Below are 22,453 nucleotides of genomic sequence, written 5' to 3'. Positions count from 1 at the left end.
CATTTCAGGCTTAGGCGGTGACGATCTGCCCCAGCTCTCCCGCGGCATCGTCCCAGCTGGGTACGCGGCTGATGTGGTCCAGCAGGCGGCTGCGCAGCAGCTCGTCCTTATAAAGGGCGCTCATTTTTTCCGACAGGTCCGTCACATCCCCCGGCACCGCATTAAGGGCTGCATCTTTCCCCGCTTCGGTGGAAGCGCCCGCGTATACCACCACGGCGGGCACCTGGCAGCGTTGCGCCTGCAATACGGGCACAGCAAGACCATCGGCGCCGGCGGTATGCACCAGGGCGTAAGCCCCGCCGATCAGCCTCGCCAGGTCTTCTTCTCCCGCCTGCTGCATCCAGATCACGTCTTCCCTGAACTTATACGTTTGCAGAGCCTGCGCAATGTCTTCCCCCTCCGGCGTAAGGTCGCCCGCCAGCACCAGCTTGATGCCCGAGCGCAGCCGCTTCTTGAGCATGGAAAAGGCTTTCAGCAGCGGGATGATGTTATTATCCGGGTGAATGGCGCCTACGGCGATAAAATATTCCATGCCGCCCGCGAATTCCTGTTTCACCTGTTCGCGCTCTTCCCAGTTGAGCGGAATGAATGTTTCCGAAACGCCGGGGGTAAGCAGGACGAATTTATTCTCCAGCCCGCCATAACGGCCGCCAACCTGTTCTTTCATGAATTCGGAGAACACGGCGATGGACCTGAATTGCCGGATATATTCCGAGGTGGAAGGCCTGTCCGCCAAAACCGCTTTTCGTGTAAGCAGCAGGTGGGCCTTCACTTCCGGCGGGAAAGGCAGCACATCGTTGATACATAGCAGCCGGTCTGTCTTATATTTTTTCAGCAACCTGTTCCACTGGAAGCGACGCCAGAAATATTGTCCGAGCTTGCCGCCGGTAAAGGGTTTCAGCACGGCTACCTCGCAGTTGCGGGGAAGCGCGGGCACGGGCGTCCAGGGCCTGTCTGTAATAAAAATAAACTCCGCATCCGGGTGCAGGCCGCACAACCGGCTCATCAGTTCAGTAGGCACATTCCCTGTGTTTGCAGCATTATCCTGCATCAACGGGAGCGCATTTACGGCTATTCGCATGATTCTGTTCTGTTCCAACAATGCACAAACCTAAATAAAAAAAGGGTGTTCGGCTTTGAATCACCCTTTTTATATCAAAGAATGCATTTCTCAGGGAGCTTTGTTCAACACCCCGAAACGGAAGGTCTTGGTGTTGGTGGGATCGTTCTTGGAAGTAACGGTGACCACGATGCTGGCCACTTTCAGGCTGGGCAGGTTGATCAGCGTGAGGTTGAGCGTATTGCCTGTGGCGGTTACGGGCGCATTCTGCGGGATAGGCTGGTCCGCCGGATCGAGCGCTGTAACGGTGATGGTCACCCCGTCTTTCGGCAAAGGTGTGGAGGTGATATTGACTTTTACATTGAGCGTTGCGCCGGGTGCGGCATTGTCGTCCCTGTTCAGCTTGATGTCAGGCATTTCCACCACCAGTTCCGCTTCTTTAGGCGGCGGCGGTACGGGGTCTCCATCCCCATCGCCTTTTTTCTTCTTTTTACAGGCAACGGCGGCCAGGGTAAAAACGCAGAGGAGAATGACCAGGTATTTCTTGTAGGGCATAGCAGATGTGGTTAAAACAATTAAAATTAGAAATAATTCTAATGCTATTCAAATTTTTCCTTTCACGTCCATCGCATCGCGCAGGCCGTTGCCTAACAGGTTGAAAGCCAACACCAGCAACATGATCGCAAAACCCGGCGCCAGGGCCAGGAGGGGGTTATGGGTGATGATGAAATTATAATTCTCCTTGATCATAAGCCCCCACGAAGGCTGCGGCGGCTGCACGCCCACGCCCAGGAAGCTGAGGCCCGCCTCCACCACGATGGCCGTGGCGAAATTGCTGGCCGCCACCACCATCACCGGGCCGAGGATATTCGGTAAAATATGTTTCGCCACGGTGCGCACGTGCCCGTAACCCAGGGCCCGCGTGGCTTCCACGAACTGCAGCTCGCGCAGGCCCATCACCTGCCCGCGGATGATCCTCGCCACGCTCACCCACATGGTGAGCCCCACGGCAATGAACACCTGCCAGAAACCCTTGCCCAGCGCCAGCGTGATGGCAAACACCAGCAGCAGCGTAGGCACGCTCCAGATAACGTTGATCAGCCACATCACCGCCTCGTCTGTCGCCCCGCGGAAATAACCCGCTACCGCGCCGAGGAAAATACCGATGGTGAGCGAAATAAGCACGGCAATGCAACCCACGCTGAGGCTTACGCGCGTGCCCACCAGCAGCCTGCTCAGGATGTCGCGTCCGAACTTATCGGTGCCCAGCCGGAAGTGCCGCAGCACGATATGTTCTTTCTCCACCTGCCGCTGCGCTGCTTTTATATCCGTGAGCGCCGAATCTTTCCCATACAGCACCTGCGCCAGCGGCCAGGTTTTCCCGGCAGTAGTGGCCTCGTCCACATACTGCTCCGCATACACCGAATCGCCTTTGAAATGCCAGCCGGTAACCGGCACCCAGGCGGCGGCAGACTCCTGCCCGTACACCAGCCTGTGCAGCCAGCTCCGCTGCGGGGGCGGCGTGGCGGAAGGAATGGTGAGCATGTGTATGCTGAACCCCGGTTTTTGCCCGCTGATCTCGAGTATCATCCGGTTGGCATAGGGGGTATGGTCAGGACTGAGGAAGTACGCGAAGATGCCCGCCAGCAAAGCCAGCGCGATCACCGCCATACCGGCCATGGCGCCTTTGTTGCGCTTCAGCCGCTTCCATGCCTGTCGGGAAAATGATGCCATAGGGGCCAAGTTAAAGCAAAGCGGGGATTATTTCACCAACACACCTAAGCAATTATTTTCATTTATACATAACCGTTATATGTAAGCACTTACTTTTTATTCACTGCTGAGGCATCACACGAAATTCAACGGGCGTAAATCCAATACACGCTTTTACGCAGCCAAAAAAGGCTTAAATTTTAATCAGATGAAGGTCAAGTTTAAGACAAGTTTATGATCGTTATCCCGTTTAAGTCTAAAATGCCCAGGGGGTTTAAGACAAAAGCCTATTCGAAATTTAGCCAAGACGCAGTACCTGAAATGTTCAGTTTAAGACAAGTCCGACAGCACCCGTATTGTTCAGTTTAAGACACAGGGGATCATATCCCGTTTTTACGGCGCAGCACGTGCCGCAAGCGACCAATTTATGCGCATTCAGTAACCATTATTAATAATAATCATTAAACAGACGCATTATGCTTACACTCCAATTGCCGCAGATCTTCTGCCCGTTCCCTTCTATGCTCAATCCTTTCGCAAAAGAAGCCGAAAAACACACCGCCGAATGGGTGAGCCGCTTTGGCCTGGTGAAGTCCGAAAAGGCCTGGGAACGTTTCCGCAGGGCCAAGTTCGCCATGCTTTCCTCGCGCGCGTTCCCGACCGCGGGGCGGTATGAACTTTGTATCGCCGCGGAGTTCAACACCTGGTTGTTTTTGCTGGACGACAAGAACGACGAGTCCATGTTCGGCAAGCTCGACTTTTTACAGATGGTGCATTCATTCGTAGGGATGATCCTTCAGAACAACCGCGTGGTGGCGCCTGACGAGGGCATGCCGCTGGCGCTCAGTTTCGAGGATCTCTGGAAACGGATGAAACGTATCAGCAGCGCGGCCTGGCAAAAACGTTTCGTGCAGAGCATGACCGATTATCTGGACGCATGCCTCTGGGAAGTGGAGAACCGCATCCGCCACGAAGCGCCTACTGTAGCGGATTACATCGAGAAGCGCCCTTATACCGGCGCGTTGTATGCAGACATTGAGCTGATCGAAGTGCTGGAAAACATTTACCTGCCCGACGAAGTGCGGCAGCACGAAATGGTGAAGCAGCTTTCCCTCGCCTGCAACAACGTGGTATGCTGGGCCAACGATCTTTTCTCTTTCGACAAGGAACGCCGCCAGGGCGATGTGCACAACCTGGTAGTGGTATTGAAGGAAGAACGCAACCTGAGCCTTGAAGACGCCGTTGCGGAAGCCGCGCGCATGCACGATGCGGAAGTGCGCCGTTTTATTTCACTGAGCGAATCGCTGCCGTCTTTCGGCGCGGAAGTGAATGAAGAACTGCAACGTTACGTGACCGTGCTGATGGCATGGATGCGCGCGAACCTCGACTGGAGCTTTGGCGACACCGCGCGTTACCGGATGAACATCACGGAAACGGCCAGCGGAAACTGGCTCATCTCCCGTTTATAACCAGGGAACCGGTTATACAAACAAGGAAGGGGCGGCTATTTCACCTGCCGCCCTTTCCATTCGTATGTGCCGAACTTGCCCAGCCAGCCGGCCAATACGACGTATATGATATGAAACGGCTGCCCCGGGATGAACCATGGCAGCAGTGAACGCTTCCTGAAAAAACCCGCCACCGGCACTAAGAATATCAGCTCCACCACGATCTTGTACACCATCAGCCAGCCTAGCCAGGGCCATATCTGTGGGCTGAAAACAGCCACGATGGCCATCAGCAAAAGCAGCACGTTCCAGACATAGACGAGCACCAGCACGCGGGTGATACGTTTGTCCTCATACTTATCTGCCTTGGACGACCAGCGGATGCGCTGGTTCATAAACCCTTTCACTGTTTCTACCGGCAGCGTGCGCACAACGGCGTCGCGGCTTTTGAGGTAACGCACGCCATCGGGATAAGCGTGGAAGATCTTGTACATGAGCAGCATATCGTCGCCGGAAGCGATCATGTCTATGCCGGTGAAGCCGCCCACTTCATCAAAAGCGGTTTTCTCATACGCAAGGTTCGCCCCGTTGCACATGGTGCCCGTTTGCAGGTAGGCCACCGCGCCGGTGATGCCCTGCATGGTCATGAAGTCCAGCGACTGGAGCTGCTGGAAAAAGCCGTCTTCCCTGTGATACGCTACCGGTGCGGCGATGAACTGCGGACGGTAGGTTTCGTAGAACTTAACGATAGACTCCAGCCATTTAGGCCCCATGATGCAATCCGCATCGGTGGTAACGATGAGGTGGCCGGTGGCTTCGCCGATGGCAAGCTCTATTGCTTTTTTCTTGTAGGAATTGAGGCGCTGGTGATGGCTGATGCGGTCGCTCATGCGGATGAGCTTCACGTTGGACGCCGGGAAATACCGTACTGCGTCGGCAGTGCCGTCGCTGGAAAAATCATCCACCACGATCACTTCGAACAGGTTTGCCGGGTAGCTTTGCTGTTGCAATGCTTCCAGCAGCGCCGGGAGATTTTTTTCTTCATCCCTGGCGGGAATGATAACAGAAACTTTCGTATTGAAGGTATATGCGTGAGCAGCAGGATCAAATATTCTTAATCTGCACCAGCCGTAGGTATACGACAGCATTAATATCCCATACAAAAATGCGAGGCCGAGAGTGACGATCAATAAAGCGTTCATGCTTACTAGCTAGTGATATTTTTTCCAATGATGAATCCTAATTCTTCCGAAAGCAGCTGGTGGCCTTTGTCCAGCACCAGCATCCTGCAGGGAAAAGTACCGTCCGCGAACCGCTCTCCGAATGCCGGGGGGATCACACGGTCGTACCGCCCGAAAATTAACAGCGTGTCTATGTTGTAACGGGCCATCAGGCGTTTGCAGCGTTTCCGCGACGGCATGAGCTTTCTCATAACGGTCCATACATCATAAACCAGCCGGCGTTTCTCTGCTTTGTCCATACTGTAAAACGCGAACTTATAGACGCTTTCATTCAGCAGGCCCCAACGCCGCCAGAGTGTGAGCAGCCGGAAGAACAGGGCCGGTTGATGTGTGTTGTACAAAAAGATACGGTTGCCCACTTTGGTTTGCGTGGCGAAAAGATGCCACGGGTTGTTTTTTAATCCGTCCGGGGCGACCATCACGAGATGCATGATCCTGGCCGCCATTTCTTCCACCAGGCACAGCGCCAGCCGCCCGCCCATACTATAACCCATAAGGGAGAACGTTTGTTTGCCGAACTTTCCCAATATTTTTTCCACCAGGGCCGCAAGGTCCTCCTTTTGGACAGGCCGGCCCTCGTTCCATATTGTTTTGCCGTGAAAGGGCATATCTAACGCGACGATAGTGAATATATTGCCCAATGCAGGTTCCATCACACGAAAGTGCGATCCGCTTTCACCGAAACCGTGAAAGCAGATCAGCAGGTTGGCGCCCGTGCCGGTCACCATGCCGGAAAATTCGCTGTTGAGATATGTCAGGCTGAAGTCCACTTTGTTTTTCAATACGAATGGCGAATTTAAAACTAATTGCCCCGGAATCATAATTTGCCAATTGCTATAAACTCGGTAAATTACGAGTAGACTAAAAAAATCATGCACGATGGATACCTCGGTTAACAGTAAAGCAGCCCTCAAAGGGGCGGAGTTCCTGGTGAAAGAGACTACACCCGCCGGGATTTTTATACCCGAAGATTTTTCAGAAGAGCAGCTTATGATCAGGGAGATGGCCGAGCAATTCGTGGCCAAGGAAGTAACGCCGGTGCTGGAGCGCCTGGATAAGCTGGAAGAGGGCCTCATGCCTTCCCTGCTGGACAAGGCCGGCGAACAGGGCCTGCTGGGCGCCGCTTTCCCCGAAGAGTTCGGCGGCCTCGGTAAAGATTTCATCACCGCTACCCTCATCAACGAAGCCCTTGGCGCCGGCCATTCCTTTTCCGTGGCCATGGCCGCGCATACCGGTATCGGCTCGCTCCCCATACTTTATTTCGGCACCGAAGCGCAAAAACAGAAATATATTCCCAAGCTGGCCTCCGGCGAAATGAAAGGCGCTTACGCCCTCACCGAGCCCAACTCCGGCTCCGACGCGCTCAGCGCCAAAACCTCCGCCAAACTTACCGGGGACGGTAAACACTACCTGCTCAACGGCCAGAAGATCTGGATCACCAATTCCGGCTTCGCCGATGTGTTTACCGTATTTGCCAAGATAGACGGCGATAAGTTCACCGCCTTCATTGTAGATAAAGGTACGCCCGGCTTCTCGCTCGGCCCCGAAGAGCATAAGATGGGCATCAAAGGTTCTTCCACCCGCCAGATCTATTTCCAGGACGCAAAAGTGCCCGTGGAAAATGTGCTGGGCGAGATCGGCAAAGGCCACCTCATCGCTTTCAACATTCTCAACATCGGCCGCCTGAAGCTTTGCGCAGCCGCGCTGGGCGGCGCCAAAGGCAGTATGGACATCACCATCCAATACGCCAATACCCGCGAACAATTCAAACAACCCATTTCCAACTTCGGCGCCATCAAACATAAGCTCGCCGAAATGGCCACCCGCATCTGGGTATGCGAATCGGCGCTGTACCGCACTGCGCAGCTGATAGACCAGAAAGAGCACGAGCTGCTGGCGGAAGGAAAAGCCTTCAACGAAGCCCTGCTGGGCGCTGCCGAAGAATACGCCGTGGAATGCGCCATGCTGAAAGTGAACGGCTCCGAAGTGCTGGACTACGTGGTGGACGAAGGCGTGCAGATACACGGCGGCAACGGCTTCAGCGACGAATACGTGATCTCCAAAGCCTACCGCGACAGCCGCATCAACCGCATCTTTGAAGGCACCAACGAAATAAACCGCCTCCTCACGCTGGACATGACGCTGAAGCGCGCCATGAAAGGCAAGATAGACCTTATGACCCCGGCCATGAACGTGATGAAAGAGCTGATGAGCATCCCCGATTTTGGCAGCGAAGACGAAGGCATTTTCGCCAAAGAAAAGAAACAGGTGGCCAATATGAAAAAAGCCATCCTCATGGCGGCGGGCGCTGCCGCGCAGAAGCTCATGATGAAGCTGGAATCCGAACAGGAGATACTCATGAACATTGCCGACATGGCCATTGAAACATTCGTAAGCGAAAGCGCGCTGCTGCGCATCATCAAGCTTACCGAACTGAAAGGCGAAGCGGCCGTAGCCCTGCAGGCAGACATGGTGCGCACGTACCTTACCGACGCTGCGGACCGTGTGAACAAATCCGGGAAAGACGCCATCAACGGGTTTGCCGAAGGAGACGAGCAGCGCATGATGCTGCTGGGCCTGAAACGTTTCACCAAAACCGAACCCTTCAACACCAAAGAAGCGCGCCGCCGCATTGCCGACAAGCTGATTGCTGATAACGGCTATACGTTCTGATCTTTTAACGCTAATAGATACCTTTGCAGGGAACAAGGCACAATCCTTGTTCCCTTGTTTTATTTCAGAAGGAAATACCAGAGTCATGATCAAACCGAGCGAAAGGATGAAAAGGTTAGGAGGATGCCTGCTGCTGGCAGTATTGTTTGTATCGCAGGCGCAGGCGCAGGAAAAAAGTTTTTTACGCCTCACGCAACCGGGCAGGCAGATCAATGCAGTGACCGCCACGCGCCAGTACCTCGTAGGCAGCACCTGCAAATCGTGCCAGGTGTTTGTGAACGATGAGCCGCAAAAAGTTTATCCCACCGGCGCTTTCGCCATAGAAGTGGAGCTGGAGGAAGGCAGCAACGAATTCTTGATCAAATCGCTCGGCCCGGAAGGAGATTCCATCGCGCGCACCGTATATTTCACTTACAACATTCCCGAGGCGCCACAACCTGTTACCGCTGTAAATATTGCTTACGTGCAGACCTTCCCTGAAGGCAACCTGCTGGTAGCTCCCGGCGATCTCATCCGATTCCGGGTGAAGGCCATCCCCGGCGGCACCGTGACCGTAGGCGGCCAGCTTCAGCTCATGGAACTGCCGCTGAGCGGCAGGCAGACCATGCCCGGCATTTACCAGGGCACTTACACCGTGCAATGCAACGACCCGCTCATCACCGGCCGCGGCATCCCCGTTGTGCTGGAAAGTGAAGGCACCGAAGTGCGCCGCAACACACCGTACACCTTCACCCTCACCGACCCGCAAACGCAGCCCATGGTCGGCAAAACCACCGGCGACAATCCCTTCCTGAAATACGGCCTCGGCGACGACCGCCTGGGCGGCGCGCGCATGGGCTCGCTCGATACCGCGGTTTACCTTCACATCACCGGCAAGGTGGGTTCAGACTACCGGGTGAAGCTTTCCAAGACCCTCACCGCCTACATCCCGCAGGAACAGGTGGTGATGCAGGCGCCCGGCACCTTCCCCCCTTCGTCTCTCAGCAACAGCTGGCGCGTTTGGGGCGACGATCAGTTCGACTACCTCACCGTGGCCTTCAGCCAAAAGCTGCCTTACCGCACCACCCAGCAAACCGATCCGTCGCGCATTGTGCTGGACATTTTCGGCGCCACCGCCAATACCAACTGGATCACCCAGCTGGAGAACAGCCAGGAAATCAAAAACGCTTATTATGAACAGGTGGAAGACGACATCCTGCGTGTGACCATAGAACTGAAACACAAACAACACTGGGGCCACCAGGTATATTACAACGGCGGCACGCTCACCGTGAAAGTGAAAAGGCCGCCCGCCCAGCCCGGTCTCGGCAACCTCACCATTGCAGTGGATGCCGGCCATGGCGGCAGGAACACCGGTGCACAGGGGCCTACAGGCGTATATGAAAAAGAAATGGCCCTCGCCGTGGCCACCTCCCTCCAGCAGGCTTTGCAGGCGGAAGGCGCCCGTGTGCTGATGACGCGCGTGAATGATTCTTATGTGGACAATAACTACCGCGTTACATCCTACCGCGACAAAGACCCTGACCTGCTGGTGAGCATTCATCTTAATTCCTCTTCAGACCCGATCCGCATACAGGGCACCAGCACTTATTACAAGCACATCGGGTTCAGGCCGCTGAGCCAGCATATTTACAAACATCTGCTGGAACTGGGTTTGAAAGAATTCGGCAACATCGGCAGCTTCAACTTTGCGCTGAACAGTCCTACCGAATACCCGAACGTGCTGGTGGAAACCCTGTTCCTCAGCAATCCTGAAGACGAAATGAAAATCCTGGACCCTGACTTCCGCCATCAGATGGCGGATAAGATCGTGATGGGCATCAAGGATTTTGTGGCGGAAGGGTATACGGGCGCGGAAGAACAACAGTAAAAGAAATGGCCCCCGCAGAGGGGGCCATGTGAAGACCGCGATCTAATATTATTCACGGTATTTCCATATCCAGAACGACACTTTATGGAACGGGCAACCAGCCGTTGAATAAGCGGCCATCCGGTTCCAAAGAAGGTTTATATCTTTTTATCATGATCAAAATGGAGAAGCAGCCCAGGCGGTTATGCTGTGCGTGCGTTGCTCTCGTCGTCTAATGTCCAATGTCGCATCGGGCCCTTTAAAGCCCCGGGTTACGTACATAACACAAAAATGGAACATCTGTTTCAGCCCTGCAATACTTAGAACTAAGTATTTTTCCTTTCAAGATACCCCCTGCCTTTTCGCGCACAATATCCTACCATCTTAGTAGATTAATAACTATCTTTGCCCCGCTGCAACAGCCGTATATTTTGTACCTTTAACGTTACACATTGATAAATACACGATTATGGGCCAGTTAGTGAAAGAATTCGACGAGTACCGGTCGAAGATGAACGAGGTGATCCTGGGCAAGCAGAACCTGGTGCTCAACCGCCTGTTCAACCTGGATACCAACACCTACGCCGAGGGCGCCCTCAGCACCAAAACAAAGGAAATGCTCGGCCTTGTGGCTTCCATGGTATTGCGCTGCGACGATTGCATCAAATACCACCTGGGCAAGTGCCATGAGCAGGGCATTACCACCGCCGAGATGTACGAGATATTTGCCGTAGCCAATATCGTAGGCGGCACCATCGTTATACCTCATACCCGCAGAGCCGCGGAATATTGGGAAGAGCTTTTGAATTCGTAACTTTACACCAAACCGATATATACAAAATGTCAACTACTATCATCCCTCCGCAGCCCTTAACGGCCAAGGACTTTGCAACGGACCAGGAAGTACGCTGGTGCCCGGGTTGCGGGGATTATTCCATATTAAAACAGGTTCAGACCATCATGCCGGGCTTAGGTATCCCGCGCGAGAATATAGTGATCGTATCCGGTATCGGGTGTTCATCCCGCTTCCCTTACTATATGAACACTTACGGCATGCACTCGATCCACGGCCGCGCCACGGCTATTGCCTCCGGCCTTAAAGCCACCAGGCCCGAGCTGAGCGTGTGGATCGTTACGGGAGACGGCGACGGGCTGTCCATCGGCGGCAATCACACCATCCACCTGCTGCGCCGCAATTTCGATGTGAACATCATGCTGTTCAACAACCAGATCTACGGCCTTACCAAAGGCCAGTACTCCCCGACCTCCGAGGAGAACAAGGTCACTAAAAGCACGCCTTTCGGCAGCATCGACCATCCTTTTAACCCCATGGCACTGGCACTGGGAGCGGATGCTACGTTCATCGCCCGTTCTATGGACCGAGACCCGAAGCATCTGCAGGAAATGCTGAAACGCAGCCATGCCCACAAAGGCGCTTCCTTCCTGGAGATCTACCAGAACTGCAACATCTTCAACGACGGCGCTTTCGAGGTGTTCACCGAAAAATCCAGCAAGGCAGACGAAGCCATTTTCGTAGAGCAGGGCCAGCCGCTGCTATTCGGCGCGCAGAAAAACAAGGGCATCCGCCTGGACGGCCTGAAACCTGTGGCGGTAGACCTGACCACCGGCGAGTACAGCGCTTCCGACCTCTGGATCCACGACGAGCAGGACTTCGGGAAAGCCCAGCTGCTCACCCGTATGTTCGACGATGCGCGCATCGAAGGCCACCTGCCCAGGCCCTTCGGCGTATTCTACCAGATATTCAGACCTACCTACGACGATATCATGGCAGCCCAGCTGCAGGAAGCCACCGCCAAACGCGGCCCCGGCAACCTGGACAAGCTGCTGGCAGGCAACGAAACCTGGACCATCCTGTAAGCCCCGGCTTACGATCTTATTATATCAGAGAGGCCATCCCCCGAACCGGGATGGCCTCTCTGCTTTTCAGAAACAAAAAGAGAAGGCCTTTGCCTTCTCTTTCCTGCAATTAAATATACGGTTCTGGTTATAAGCTTTTTAATGCCCGAACTCCCCAGCGCCGAACCATACCTGGTACAACAGCGCAAGCCCGAAAACGATCATACAAACGCCCGCTATCCTGTTCAGCCAGATCACGTTCGTGAGCGTAAGCTTATGCCTGATCTTGTCCGACACAAAAACTTTCAGGATATCCGCCGACAGTACGAACAGCAGGCATATGCTGTACATGATCACCCGGTGGGAAATGGACGTGGGCGCGTTGGCCACGCAAACGCCCAGCCAGAAAATGATCACCCCGGGGTTGAGGGTATTCATCAGGAAGCCGCCCAGCCAGATCTTCGCATAGTCGCGGGTGCTGAACATTTCAGGCCGTTCATCCCCTGTTACGATCTTTACCTGTTTGAAGAGCAGGCCATATACCCCCATCACGATCAGCAGAACGCCGCCTACGATGCCGATGATAGTGGTATGCTCGCTGAGATTGCTGATAAAGGAAGTGGCGAGGTTGCCGAGAAGCACAAACATGATATCGCTGCCGGATACACCCATGGCAAAGCTGATGCCGGCCCTGAAACCGTTACTGATGCTATATTTGATGATAGCAAAAATAACCGGGCCTACAGAAACAGACAAGAACATTCCCAGCAATAAACCTGCGATAATGGCGGCCGTCATGTATTCAAATCGTGGTTAGGCTTTTACGCCTGCTTTGGTGGTGAGAAATTGTTCCCAATCCTTCAGCTTCTCGCCTTTCAGCACACGGGGGAACTTGTTCATGGCTCCTTCTTTGCCTTTGCAACGCAGGTAATCCAGGAAAACCTGGTTCGGCAATATTTCAACAAAAATTTCTTTCAGTGCGGAGGTGCGCTCCACGGCGTAGTCGTCGTTCACCTCGCTGAGCGTCTGGTCGATGATCTCGCGCACGCGGGCTGCGTCCACATTGGGCGCTTCCGTGCCGATGTACCAGCGGTGGGCAAACAGGTTCTCGTACGAGAAACCGGCCACGGTAAACTCCCGGACGTTGATGCCCAGCTTCTTCTGCACGTTATCGATCGCCTTGTTCATATTATCCACGCTCATGTGCTCGCCCGCCAGGCTCAGGAACTGTTTGGTGCGGCCCACGATGGTGATCTCGTGTTCCTTCACGGAGGTGAACTTCACCACGTCGCCGATCAGGTAACGCCAGGCGCCGGCACAGGTACTCAGCATCACGGCGTATTCCACATCTTCCACCACTTCATGGATCATGTACGATTTCGGGTTGGGCTTCACTTCGCCGTCCGCATCAAAGTTCTCCTCGTTGAAAGGAATGAACTCGTAGAAGATACCCGCGTTCAGCACCAGCTTGATGCCTTTTACACCCGGCCTGGCCTGGAACCCGAAGGAACCTTCGGAGGCCATGTAGGTTTCGATGAAAGTGATGGGCTTGCCCAGCAGCTTCTGGAAACTTTCCCGGTAAGGCTCGAAGCTTACGCCGCCATGGATGTAGATGGCCAGGTTAGGCCATATTTCATGGATATTCTTAACGTTATGGTATTTGATGATCTCTTCCAGCACGATCTGCACCCAGGCGGGCACGCCGCAAACGGTGCCTACGTCCCACTGCGGGGCCTTGCGCACGATGAGCTTGATGCGCTGCTCCCAGTTGGGTTTCCTGGAAATGTTGCCGCCGGGCTTGTAGAAGCGGCGGAACCATTTGGGAATGTTCTTGGCCTGGATACCGCTCATATCCCCTTCGTAATAGTCGCCTTTTTCGAAGAGGGAGGTGGTGCCGCCGAGCATCAGGATGCCTTTGGTGAAGGATTTGGGGGGAACATTGAAGTTCGCCATGGAATACAGCTGCTTCACGCCCACCTTTTTCACGTTACGGAGCATGTCCCTCGTAACGGGGATGTGCTTGCTGGCGGATTCGGAGGTGCCCGAGCTGAGGGCAAAATACTTGATCTTTTCGGGCCAGCTCACGTTGGGAGTGCCTTCCAGGCATTTGTACCACCATTCCTTGTGCATCTTATTGTAGTTATGCACAGGCACCTTCTGCCGGAACTGGGCAACCCAGTTGGGGGAGTTCAGTATCTGTTCATACCCGTAATGCTCGCCAAACTGGGTGTGTTTGGCTTTCTCCATCAGCCGCCTCAATACCTGTAACTGGTACTGGCGCGGTGTTCCCAGCTTGAACGTGAACTGTTTCCGGATTCGAAGGGATCTGGATATCAGATTACCTATTATGGCCATTAACTGCGATTCTAGTTATAAAAAGCAAAAATACTTAATTCGTGCGTAAATCTGGGGAAGTTGCGCTCACTTCGTACCTTTGCGCCATGTTAAAATCAACGTTACTCAAAGCTACGCAAGCCGGTGCAAAAGTTTTACAGGAATATTTTAACGGTACTTTCACAATTTCCCATAAAAGTACGGTGAACGACCTGGTAACGGAAGCGGATAAAAAAGCGGAAACGGCCATTATCTCCATCATCCAGGCCGATTACCCGGACCACCAGATCCTCAGCGAGGAGATCGGCTCCATCACCTCCGGTTCTTCCATCAAATGGATCATAGACCCGATAGACGGCACGGTGAACTTCGCCCACGGCATCCCCATCTGCTGTGTGAGCATCGGGGTGGAGCAGGACGGTGAAATGATCCTCGGGGCCGTGTACAACCCGTTGATGAATGAGCTGTTCTTTGCCCAGAAAGGCTTCGGCGCTACGTTGAACGACAGGAGGATCAGCGTTTCCTCCAAGACCAATATGGCCAATGCCTGCCTGGTAACCGGTTTTGCTTACCAGTACGACCAGCCGGAACTGAATCCCCTGGCTGTGCTCCAGCGTTTTATCCAGCAGGGCCTGCCGGTGCGCCGCCTCGGCTCCGCCGCCATTGACCTCTGCTGGGTGGCCTGCGGCCGGTTCGACGGGTTCTGGGAAGGCCACCTCAACGCCTGGGATTCCGCCGCCGGGTACCTTATTGTACAGGAAGCGGGCGGAAAAGTGACCGATTTTTCCGGCAACGCCTATTCACCCTACCAGAAACAGATACTGGCCACCAACGGCCATATTCATAATGACCTGCTGAAGGAGATCAACAGTATTTAACCATATATGGAAGAGAGAACAGAAATAGAGAACCTCGGGGAATTCGGCCTGATCGATTACCTGACCCGCAATATAGAGATCCAGAACGCCGGGACGATCCTGGGCGTGGGAGACGACGCCGCCGTGATCGATCATTTCGGCAAACAAACAGTGATCACCACAGATATGCTCGTGGAAGGCATTCACTTCGACCTGATGTATACCCCGCTTAAACATCTCGGGTACAAATCGGTGGTGGTGAACCTGTCAGACATCCTCGCCATGAACGCCGTGCCCACGCATATCACCATGAGCCTGGCATTTTCCAACCGCTTCTCCCTGGAAGCCCTCAACGAATTCTACGAAGGCGTATACGCAGCCTGCGAACGGTATAAAGTGGACCTTATCGGCGGCGATACCTCCTCCAGCAAAAAAGGTTTCGTGATCAGCGTAACCGCCATCGGCGAAGTAGCGCCGGACCAGTACGTGAAACGCTCCACCGCCCAAAAAGGCGATCTGCTCTGCGTTTCCGGCGATCTTGGAGCCGCTTACCTCGGCCTCACGCTGCTGGAAAGAGAAAAACAGATCTTCCTCGAAAACCCGCAGATACAGCCTGACCTGGAGAACCAGACCTATATCATCGGCCGCCAGCTGAAACCGGAGGCCCGGCAGGACATCATCGCTTTCCTGGCCGAAAAAGAGATCCGCCCCACTTCCATGATGGACGTGAGCGACGGGCTCAGCTCCGAGATACTGCACATCTGCAAACAAAGCAACGTAGGCTGCGTGCTGTACGAAGAGAAAATTCCCATTCACGACCAGAGCCGCAGCATGGCCATGCAGTTCGGGCTCGACCCCACGGCCTGCGCGCTCAGCGGCGGGGAAGACTACGAGCTGCTGTTCACCATGAAGCAGGAAGATTATGACAAGATCACTTTGAACGAAGAAATTGCCGTGATCGGTTATATCACCGAAGCCGAACAGGGCGCGCACATCATTACCAAAGGCGGCAGCAAACACAAGATCACCGCCCAGGGATGGAACGCGTTCAAATAAAAAATACTTTTCGAAAAAGAGACCGTCTCCCGAAAGAGGCGGTCTTTTTTTATGCATATCAAAGCCCCCGCATCGTATCCCCGTTCCCGTTATTTTCATTTTTCCCGATTGGATAAATCAAATTCCGGATTTGATTCCCTTGCCCCGATCCGGCCAGCTACCTTTGCATCAGCAATACAATGCTTCTCCATTGTTACTTTCCCGCTATTCTCCTAAACCTTAAAAACTGACCATGAGAGTTATTGCATTTGCAATGGCCTGCCTGTTCCTTGTACTGTGGAACAATACTGCCAACGCACAGAACGCTGCGCACGGCATCATTAAAGGCCGCGTAACCGCAGAAGACGGCACACTGGTACCCGGTGTGGGCGTTCGCCTGAAAGATTCCCGCAAACAAACCACCAGCAACGAAAGCGGAATATATACCCTCCGCAACATCGCCCCCGGAACATATACAGTGGAAGCATTTGTGGCCGGCCACGAAGTGATCAGCCGCCCCGTGACCGTGGTAGCCGGGCAAACCGTGGAAGCCGACTTCCAGCTGACCGCTTCCAGACAAACCCTTCAGGAAGTGATCGTTGCGGGCGGCCGTAACAAATTCGCGAAAAAAGAAACAGATTTCGTAGCCCGCATGCCGCTGAAGAACCTGGAAAACCCGCAGGTGTACAGCATTGTAGGGGCCGAGCTGATGCAGGAGCAGGTGATCCTGGATTACAAAGACGCGATCAAGAATGTAGCCGGCGTGAACTCCACCGAAACCGTGGGCAATGGCCGCACCTCCACTATTATCCGCGGTTTCCGCACGGGCAACTTCATCCGCAATGGCATGACGGCCAACCAGCTGGTAACGGTAGATGTTTCCAACCTGGAAAGGATCGAAGTGATCAAAGGCCCATCCGGCACACTGTTCGGCACCGGCGCGATATCCTACGGCGGGTTGGTGAACCGTGTGACCAAAAAACCTTTTGAGACTTTCAAAACAGACATCAGCCTGACTGCCGGCAGCTACAGCCTGAACCGCATCGCCATAGACCTGAATGCCCCGCTGAACGACGAAAAAACAGCCCTGCTGCGCGTGAACTTTGGCCGGCATGCCATGGAAAGCTTCCAGGAAGCGGGTTTCAAAAGAAATTATTTCCTGTCTGCCGCCTTCTCCTACAAAGCCAGCGAGCGCCTGAGCTTCCTGGTGGATCTGGAGATGTTCCGCAACCATGGCACGCCTTCCATTGCCTACCTCAACCCCGCAGCCGGCGTTACTGATTACAAGGAAGCCATGGGCAAATACTATAAACGGACTTATTATACTAACGACCTGGTATCCACTTTCCCCGGCTATAATGTGTTCGCGCAGATGAACTACAAGATCAGCAGCAACTGGAACACCACCACCGTATTTTCCACCGGCGGCGTGAACGCCCGCAACCAGTTCCAGTTCACCGGCACCTGGCGGCCCGGTAAGGACAGCCTCACGCGCACGCTTCAGAAGTACAGCCACAACTACAATACCATCCAGCTGCAGCAGAACCTGAACGGTACGTTCCATACCGGTTCTATCAAACACCGCGTGCTGGTGGGAGTGGATTACCTGGCAGACATCACGCAGCCTACCTATACTTCCCGCTTGCTCCTCGATACCGTGAGCGCTTCAGCGCCCACCCGCTTCCTGATGATGGAAAAGATCTATTCCATGTTCCCCGCGCCCACCGTGCAGGGCAACAATTACTATAAAAGCCACCTGGACCGCTACGGCATCTACGCTTCCGATGTGATCAATTTTACAGAGCGCCTGCTGCTTATGCTGAGCCTGCGCTGGGACAGGGTGGACAACCTGGGCACCACCTACCTGCTGAGCGGCAACGTGACCGGCCGTTTCAGCAAATCCTCCTTCTCACCCAAGTTCGGCGCCGTATACCAGGTGATCAAAGACCAGCTGTCTGTTTTCGCCAACTACCAGAACGGTTTTACGTATAGCGCGCAAACGGATAAGCAGGGCAACCTTTTCAAACCGGAACAGGCCAACCAGTGGGAAGGCGGCGTGAAAGCCGAGCTGTTCCAGAGCAAGCTGAACGTTACGCTCAGCGCTTACGACATCAGCGTGACGGACAAGCTGCGCTCGGATCCCGAAGACCCGGCTTTTATGATACAGGACGGAACGCAGAAGAGCAAAGGCTTTGAAGCCGAAGTGATCGCTAATCCTTTCCCCGGCCTCAACATTACCGCAGGTTATGGGTTCAATGAAAGCGAGATCACCAAAGCCAGCGCCAACGTAGGCAAACGCCCGGCGCGCTCCGGCGGCAAACATATGGGCAACGCCTGGATCAGCTACCGCCTTGTGAGAGGGAAAGTACAGGGCCTGGGCATCGGCGGCGGCTTGTTCTACAACAGCGAAACCGCTTTCGATGACGCCAATACTTTGTTCTTCCCGTCCTATGCGCTCGTGAACGGCACCGTGTTCTACGACCGGCCCGGTTACCGCATCGGCGTGAAGCTGGATAATATTTCGAATACCATGTACTGGGGCCCGTGGGGCGAGCCGCAGCCGCTGCGCAATTACGCGGTGAACCTCGTCATCAAATTATAACGCTCCAGCCATTAATACATCCATGAAGGCACGGTTCGCTGTGCCTTCATCTTATATTTTAACACATGCGCATCAAAAAGATCTTCGGTTGGCTGCACCTTTGGCTGGGATATATTTCCGGGCTGATCGTATTCATCATTTCCATTACCGGCGCTATTTACTCCTGGGAACCGGAACTGTCTGAATACACACAGCCCTACCGCCATGTAACCCCGCAGGACCGGCCCTTCCAGCCGGTAACCGCCATCCGTGCGGCAGGGGAAGCCAGCATGGGCGGCGAAAAGGCGTTCCGCATCCTCTATGAAGGAAGAGATAAAGCGGCTGTGGTGCAGTTCTACAGGAAGAAACCGTATCACTATTACAATGTATACGTGAACCCTTATACGGCCAAAGTGCAGAAAGTGCTCAACCGCAACGATGAATTCTTTCATATCATCCTGAACGGGCACATGTACCTGTGGCTGCCGCATGAGATCGGCGAGATCATCGTCGGCTACGGCACGCTGATCTTCTTCTTCGTGCTGGTGAGCGGCATTGTGCTGTGGTGGCCGCGCAACAAGGCGCGCCGCAAAAGCAGCTTCCGCATCAAGCTGGATGCTTCGCCCAAAAGACTGAACTACGACCTGCATAACGTACTGGGCTTTTACGCCTGCTGGATCGTGGTGTTCGCCGCGTTTACGGGACTGGTTTGGAGTTTCACCTGGATGGCGCAGGCAGAGTTCTGGGTGTTCAGCGGTGGAAAGAAAAGGCCTGCGGCCGTGCCGGTGAAGTCGGACAAACATGCTCCTGTGAAAGACAGCGCCAGCATCAACGGGGTATTTGAAGCGTTCATTGTCCGTTACCCACAGGCTGCGGGTTACAGCCTTTCCCTGCCCGCAAACGATTCAGCCGCCATCATTGCCAGGGCCTATCCCAGCGAGAACCAGTTCTATAATGCGGATTACCTGTATTTCGATCAGCATACCGGCAAGGAGATCGCCGCGCCTTATCTCGGTAAATACAAAGACGCCACCGTGGCCGAAAAAGCCGTGCGCATGAACTACGACATCCATGTGGGCAGCATCGCGGGGTTCCCGGGGCGGCTCCTGATGTTCTTCGCAGCCCTGGTATCCGCGTCGTTGCCCATTACCGGCTGGCTGATCTGGTGGGGGAAAAAGAAAAAGAAGAAAAAACCGGCGCCAAAACGCGCCATCAAAAAAGAGGATGCATTGGTATAATGCATCCTCTTTTTTTATTGTCAGAATTCAACATTCAGTTTTATGACCTGGCTGTTGTGGGTCATGAAAGACAGCGGATTGGGCGGGGCAGAGATGCCGGCCTTCAGCTTGTACTCACCTTGTTTCTCCGGCATATAGATCGTTATATCCACGCTGTCTTTTGTCAATACATCTTCCAGCTTCAGCTGGTAAACGATCTGCTTGTAATCGTCCTTGTTCCAGATGGCATATCCTACAGCAGGCGGCATTGCAGCTGGAAATTTAACAGGAGAACCATACCCGTTCTTCACGCCAAAACGGATAGTTACCGGTTCATTTCTTTTTGCTGTAATCGTTTTTTCCGCAGCCTCAAACTGGATAAGGGAATACGAATAATACGCGGGTTCCATGCGGTTGAAGAAATCCCCCTGCGGGCTCCCAAGACTGTCAACATTATCCAATCCTTCAAAATAATACGCATCCGGCGCGCTCATCAGCACTTCTTTTCCCCAGAGGTCTTCTTCCGTATGCCAGAAATTATACTGGCTCCGCCGCGAGGGGATGGTGTTGAGGCTGTAAGATTCACCCCCGGTATAGAACATGTATTTGGATGGCCGCTGGTAGCTGTTGAAGAACACAACCGGCTTTCCGTCTGCCTTTTCAGCGATGGCGGAAGTCCATTCCCGGTTGTGATGGATCTCCGGCCGCACGCGCACGCCCGGTAAAAAGTCCCACACCATATACACACGCGTTACGCACACCAGCAACAAAGAGACCATCCAGGTGTATTGAAATATTTTCGCGGAGTAGCCCTGCCGCACGATCCCCTGGTGCGCAAGTATGAACATCGGCGTGAAGATCATCACGGTCCAGTTGGCTTCCACACGGCCTTTGAAGGTGCTGAACAGGAAGAACACCAGCACGCCCACGAGACTGAACTTCAAAGCCCGCTCGAATGCGCTCACCACCGGCGTGCGGAAAGCGTAATACAGTATCAGCCAGCCCACCAGCGGGCCGAACAGCAGCACCTGCCCCAATACATAATCCAGCGTGTGGCTGTAATGGTAACGGTTGGAATTGCGCTCCACCAAATGGTATTGCAATGAAGGGAAGCCATGCGTGTACTGCCAGTAGAAGTGCGGGAAGAACAGCGCCGTGGTGATGAACACCGCGATCCAGAAACGGTAAAGCCGCAGCAGTGAAAGGTTGCTGAGCACGGTGAAGAGCACCAGTAAAATGCCGTGGTATTTGCTGTAGAACATCAACGCCATGCTGAGGCCCAGCAGCAACGTGTTCTTCCAGCTCTGCGATTCCAGGAAGCCACGGTAGATATAAAAATACAGCGCGGCAAAAAAGATCAGCGGCAGGTCGGGCACGGCAAGCATACCGCCCAGCTGCATGGCGCCCATGCCGGCGAGAATGAGGTAAAACACGCGGTTGTCCTTCTGCGGTATCAGCCTGTCTGTAAGCACCAGCGTGCCTACGTTCAGGGCCACCATGCCCAGGCGCACGCCCAGCTCGTTGTGGAACAGCGCGTATCCTGCCTTGATCAGCAGCGCGATCATGGGCGGATGGTCGAAATACCCCCAGTCCAGGTGGCGGGAGTATACCCAATAGTACGCTTCATCGTCCATCAGCTCGGTGAACCCGGCCTGGAACAACGCCAGTACGGCCCAGAGAAGCAGTACCCCGTTCTTATATTGATCTTTGGTAAAAAAGCGGATCATAGTCCGCGAAGTTAGGTAAGTTCCTGTTTAAATTACAGGATCATAAACCGGTCCGCATCCTTCATAAAGGGGAAGCGTGCACGCAGTTCGTCCAGGTGCTGGCGGGAAAGCGTGTAGGTGAACACATCCTCGTCGTGCGCCTTTTGGTAAATGATCTCGCCAACGGGGTCTATCAGGCTGCTGTCGCCGCTGTGATAGATGTCGTTGCCGTCGTTGCCCACGCGGTTCACTCCGATCATGTAACACTGGTTCTCGACCGCTCTTGCCTGCAATAAGGCCTTCCAGGGTGTGTTGCGGCGCTCGGGCCAGTTGGCCACGTTGACGAGCACGTCGTAGGCCGGTTCGCCGTTTTCCTGTATAGTGTTGCGGTTCCACACGGGGAAGCGCAGGTCGTAGCAGATAGTGAGGTTTATTTTCCAGCCTTTTACCTGGGCAATGAGCCGCTTGTCGCCGGCGGAGTAGTGATTGTCTTCTCCAGCAAACCCGAAGCAGTGGCGTTTGTCGTAGGTGCCGAATTGCCCGTTGGGAAGCATCCAGAGAAGGCGGTTGAAATATTCGCCGTTCTCCTCGATGATGAGGCTGCCGGTGATAATGACGTTCTTTTGTTTCGCTTTCGCTTTCATCCACTGTACGGCGCTTCCGTCCATGGTTTCGGCGAGGCGTTCGCTTTGCATGCTGAAGCCGGTGCTGAACATTTCAGGCAATATGATCACTTCCGTCCTTTCCTTGATGGAATCGATCTTTTGATCGAACATGGCCAGGTTGGCCGCTTTATCTTCCCAATGCAAATTCGCCTGTATGAGCGAAACCGTTAAATCAGACATATTTTCCAGATTACTACAAAACGACTCCAAATTTACG

The 22,453-nt window shown here is 54.1% G+C and carries 18 protein-coding genes; 9 read left to right on the top strand and 9 right to left on the bottom strand.

All coding sequences use genetic code 11. From position 1 onward, the window contains the following. Window positions 1–10: 10 nt before the first annotated feature. The 3 genes from ACTJIK_RS04245 to ACTJIK_RS04235 form a co-directional block, all read right to left on the bottom strand. Window positions 11–1,081: a glycosyltransferase gene (locus ACTJIK_RS04245; protein ID WP_440645107.1), complete on the bottom strand. Its 1,071-nt coding sequence runs from the start codon at window positions 1,079–1,081 to the stop codon at window positions 11–13. A gap of 90 nt (window positions 1,082–1,171) precedes the next feature. Then, window positions 1,172–1,615: a hypothetical protein gene (locus ACTJIK_RS04240; RefSeq protein ID WP_440645106.1), complete on the bottom strand. Its 444-nt coding sequence runs from the start codon at window positions 1,613–1,615 to the stop codon at window positions 1,172–1,174. 48 nt (window positions 1,616–1,663) lie between these two features. After that, window positions 1,664–2,794 (bottom strand): ABC transporter permease, encoded by a 1,131-nt coding sequence (locus ACTJIK_RS04235; protein WP_440645105.1) that lies wholly within the window; start codon window positions 2,792–2,794, stop codon window positions 1,664–1,666. A gap of 455 nt (window positions 2,795–3,249) precedes the next feature. Here ACTJIK_RS04235 and ACTJIK_RS04230 point away from each other — a divergent pair, with 455 nt between their 5' ends. Beyond that, entirely contained in the window at window positions 3,250–4,242 is a 993-nt protein-coding gene (locus ACTJIK_RS04230) for a terpene synthase family protein (protein WP_440645103.1), read from the top strand. A gap of 35 nt (window positions 4,243–4,277) precedes the next feature. Here the strand turns inward: ACTJIK_RS04230 and ACTJIK_RS04225 are convergent, their stop codons facing one another. Next, on the bottom strand, window positions 4,278–5,423 hold the full coding sequence (locus ACTJIK_RS04225; RefSeq protein ID WP_440645102.1) for a glycosyltransferase: 1,146 nt from the start codon (window positions 5,421–5,423) through the stop codon (window positions 4,278–4,280). A gap of 5 nt (window positions 5,424–5,428) precedes the next feature. Further along, window positions 5,429–6,244: an alpha/beta fold hydrolase gene (locus ACTJIK_RS04220; RefSeq protein ID WP_440645100.1), complete on the bottom strand. Its 816-nt coding sequence runs from the start codon at window positions 6,242–6,244 to the stop codon at window positions 5,429–5,431. Between the two features lie 97 nt (window positions 6,245–6,341). Between ACTJIK_RS04220 and ACTJIK_RS04215 the strand changes: the two genes are divergently transcribed. The 4 genes from ACTJIK_RS04215 (at window position 6,342) to ACTJIK_RS04200 (ending at window position 11,862) form a co-directional block, all read left to right on the top strand. After that, entirely contained in the window at window positions 6,342–8,135 is a 1,794-nt protein-coding gene (locus ACTJIK_RS04215; protein WP_440645099.1) for an acyl-CoA dehydrogenase family protein, read from the top strand. An 85-nt stretch (window positions 8,136–8,220) separates the two neighbouring features. Further along, window positions 8,221–10,005 carry an N-acetylmuramoyl-L-alanine amidase gene (locus ACTJIK_RS04210; protein WP_440645098.1) on the top strand — a complete coding sequence of 595 codons (1,785 nt, stop codon included), beginning with the start codon at window positions 8,221–8,223 and terminating at the stop codon, window positions 10,003–10,005. A gap of 448 nt (window positions 10,006–10,453) precedes the next feature. Then, complete coding sequence (locus tag ACTJIK_RS04205; protein ID WP_440645097.1) at window positions 10,454–10,798, top strand: carboxymuconolactone decarboxylase family protein; 345 nt, start codon at window positions 10,454–10,456, stop codon at window positions 10,796–10,798. Between the two features lie 26 nt (window positions 10,799–10,824). Beyond that, a complete protein-coding gene (locus ACTJIK_RS04200; RefSeq protein WP_440645095.1) occupies window positions 10,825–11,862 on the top strand; it encodes a 2-oxoacid:ferredoxin oxidoreductase subunit beta in 1,038 nt (345 codons plus the stop codon). A gap of 138 nt (window positions 11,863–12,000) precedes the next feature. On the opposite strand, the gene ACTJIK_RS04195 is transcribed toward ACTJIK_RS04200, so the two are convergent. Then, a complete protein-coding gene (locus tag ACTJIK_RS04195) occupies window positions 12,001–12,639 on the bottom strand; it encodes a LysE family translocator (RefSeq protein WP_440645093.1) in 639 nt (212 codons plus the stop codon). Between the two features lie 15 nt (window positions 12,640–12,654). Next, window positions 12,655–14,196: a GH3 family domain-containing protein gene (locus tag ACTJIK_RS04190; RefSeq protein WP_440645091.1), complete on the bottom strand. Its 1,542-nt coding sequence runs from the start codon at window positions 14,194–14,196 to the stop codon at window positions 12,655–12,657. A 41-nt stretch (window positions 14,197–14,237) separates the two neighbouring features. Here ACTJIK_RS04190 and ACTJIK_RS04185 point away from each other — a divergent pair, with 41 nt between their 5' ends. From ACTJIK_RS04185 to ACTJIK_RS04170, 4 genes are all read left to right on the top strand, one after another. Next, a complete protein-coding gene (locus ACTJIK_RS04185; RefSeq protein WP_440645089.1) occupies window positions 14,238–15,053 on the top strand; it encodes an inositol monophosphatase family protein in 816 nt (271 codons plus the stop codon). A gap of 6 nt (window positions 15,054–15,059) precedes the next feature. Then, window positions 15,060–16,088: a thiamine-phosphate kinase gene (gene thiL / locus ACTJIK_RS04180; protein WP_440645088.1), complete on the top strand. Its 1,029-nt coding sequence runs from the start codon at window positions 15,060–15,062 to the stop codon at window positions 16,086–16,088. 232 nt (window positions 16,089–16,320) lie between these two features. Next, window positions 16,321–18,669: a TonB-dependent siderophore receptor gene (locus ACTJIK_RS04175; protein WP_440645087.1), complete on the top strand. Its 2,349-nt coding sequence runs from the start codon at window positions 16,321–16,323 to the stop codon at window positions 18,667–18,669. Window positions 18,670–18,734: 65 nt separating this feature from the next. After that, on the top strand, window positions 18,735–19,886 hold the full coding sequence (locus ACTJIK_RS04170; RefSeq protein ID WP_440645086.1) for a PepSY-associated TM helix domain-containing protein: 1,152 nt from the start codon (window positions 18,735–18,737) through the stop codon (window positions 19,884–19,886). Between the two features lie 20 nt (window positions 19,887–19,906). Here ACTJIK_RS04170 and ACTJIK_RS04165 read toward each other — a convergent pair whose 3' ends face one another. Then, window positions 19,907–21,592 carry an ArnT family glycosyltransferase gene (locus ACTJIK_RS04165; protein WP_440645085.1) on the bottom strand — a complete coding sequence of 562 codons (1,686 nt, stop codon included), beginning with the start codon at window positions 21,590–21,592 and terminating at the stop codon, window positions 19,907–19,909. A gap of 32 nt (window positions 21,593–21,624) precedes the next feature. Continuing rightward, complete coding sequence (locus ACTJIK_RS04160) at window positions 21,625–22,416, bottom strand: amidohydrolase (protein WP_440645083.1); 792 nt, start codon at window positions 22,414–22,416, stop codon at window positions 21,625–21,627. Between the last annotated feature and the right edge of the window lie 37 nt (window positions 22,417–22,453).

Origin of the sequence: Chitinophaga sp. 22620 (assembly GCF_052044405.1) — a bacterium.
GTDB lineage: Bacteria > Bacteroidota > Bacteroidia > Chitinophagales > Chitinophagaceae > Chitinophaga.
The sequence above is the reverse complement of the archived record's forward strand: the minus strand, read 5'-3'. Positions and strand labels throughout refer to the sequence as shown.

Bases quoted from the DNA above. Each gene is read 5' to 3' on its own strand.
- ACTJIK_RS04205 (WP_440645097.1), top strand. From the start codon at position 10,454: ATGGGCCAGTTAGTGAAAGAATTCGACGAGTACCGGTCGAAGATGAAC.
- ACTJIK_RS04225 (WP_440645102.1), bottom strand. From the start codon at position 5,423: ATGAACGCTTTATTGATCGTCACTCTCGGCCTCGCATTTTTGTATGGG.
- ACTJIK_RS04230 (WP_440645103.1), top strand. From the start codon at position 3,250: ATGCTTACACTCCAATTGCCGCAGATCTTCTGCCCGTTCCCTTCTATG.
- ACTJIK_RS04190 (WP_440645091.1), bottom strand. From the start codon at position 14,196: ATGGCCATAATAGGTAATCTGATATCCAGATCCCTTCGAATCCGGAAA.
- ACTJIK_RS04235 (WP_440645105.1), bottom strand. From the start codon at position 2,794: ATGGCATCATTTTCCCGACAGGCATGGAAGCGGCTGAAGCGCAACAAA.
- ACTJIK_RS04245 (WP_440645107.1), bottom strand. From the start codon at position 1,081: ATGCGAATAGCCGTAAATGCGCTCCCGTTGATGCAGGATAATGCTGCA.
- ACTJIK_RS04195 (WP_440645093.1), bottom strand. From the start codon at position 12,639: ATGACGGCCGCCATTATCGCAGGTTTATTGCTGGGAATGTTCTTGTCT.
- ACTJIK_RS04170 (WP_440645086.1), top strand. From the start codon at position 18,735: ATGCGCATCAAAAAGATCTTCGGTTGGCTGCACCTTTGGCTGGGATAT.
- ACTJIK_RS04210 (WP_440645098.1), top strand. From the start codon at position 8,221: ATGATCAAACCGAGCGAAAGGATGAAAAGGTTAGGAGGATGCCTGCTG.
- ACTJIK_RS04175 (WP_440645087.1), top strand. From the start codon at position 16,321: ATGAGAGTTATTGCATTTGCAATGGCCTGCCTGTTCCTTGTACTGTGG.
- ACTJIK_RS04200 (WP_440645095.1), top strand. From the start codon at position 10,825: ATGTCAACTACTATCATCCCTCCGCAGCCCTTAACGGCCAAGGACTTT.
- ACTJIK_RS04165 (WP_440645085.1), bottom strand. From the start codon at position 21,592: ATGATCCGCTTTTTTACCAAAGATCAATATAAGAACGGGGTACTGCTT.
- ACTJIK_RS04240 (WP_440645106.1), bottom strand. From the start codon at position 1,615: ATGCCCTACAAGAAATACCTGGTCATTCTCCTCTGCGTTTTTACCCTG.
- ACTJIK_RS04160 (WP_440645083.1), bottom strand. From the start codon at position 22,416: ATGTCTGATTTAACGGTTTCGCTCATACAGGCGAATTTGCATTGGGAA.
- thiL (WP_440645088.1), top strand. From the start codon at position 15,060: ATGGAAGAGAGAACAGAAATAGAGAACCTCGGGGAATTCGGCCTGATC.
- ACTJIK_RS04215 (WP_440645099.1), top strand. From the start codon at position 6,342: ATGGATACCTCGGTTAACAGTAAAGCAGCCCTCAAAGGGGCGGAGTTC.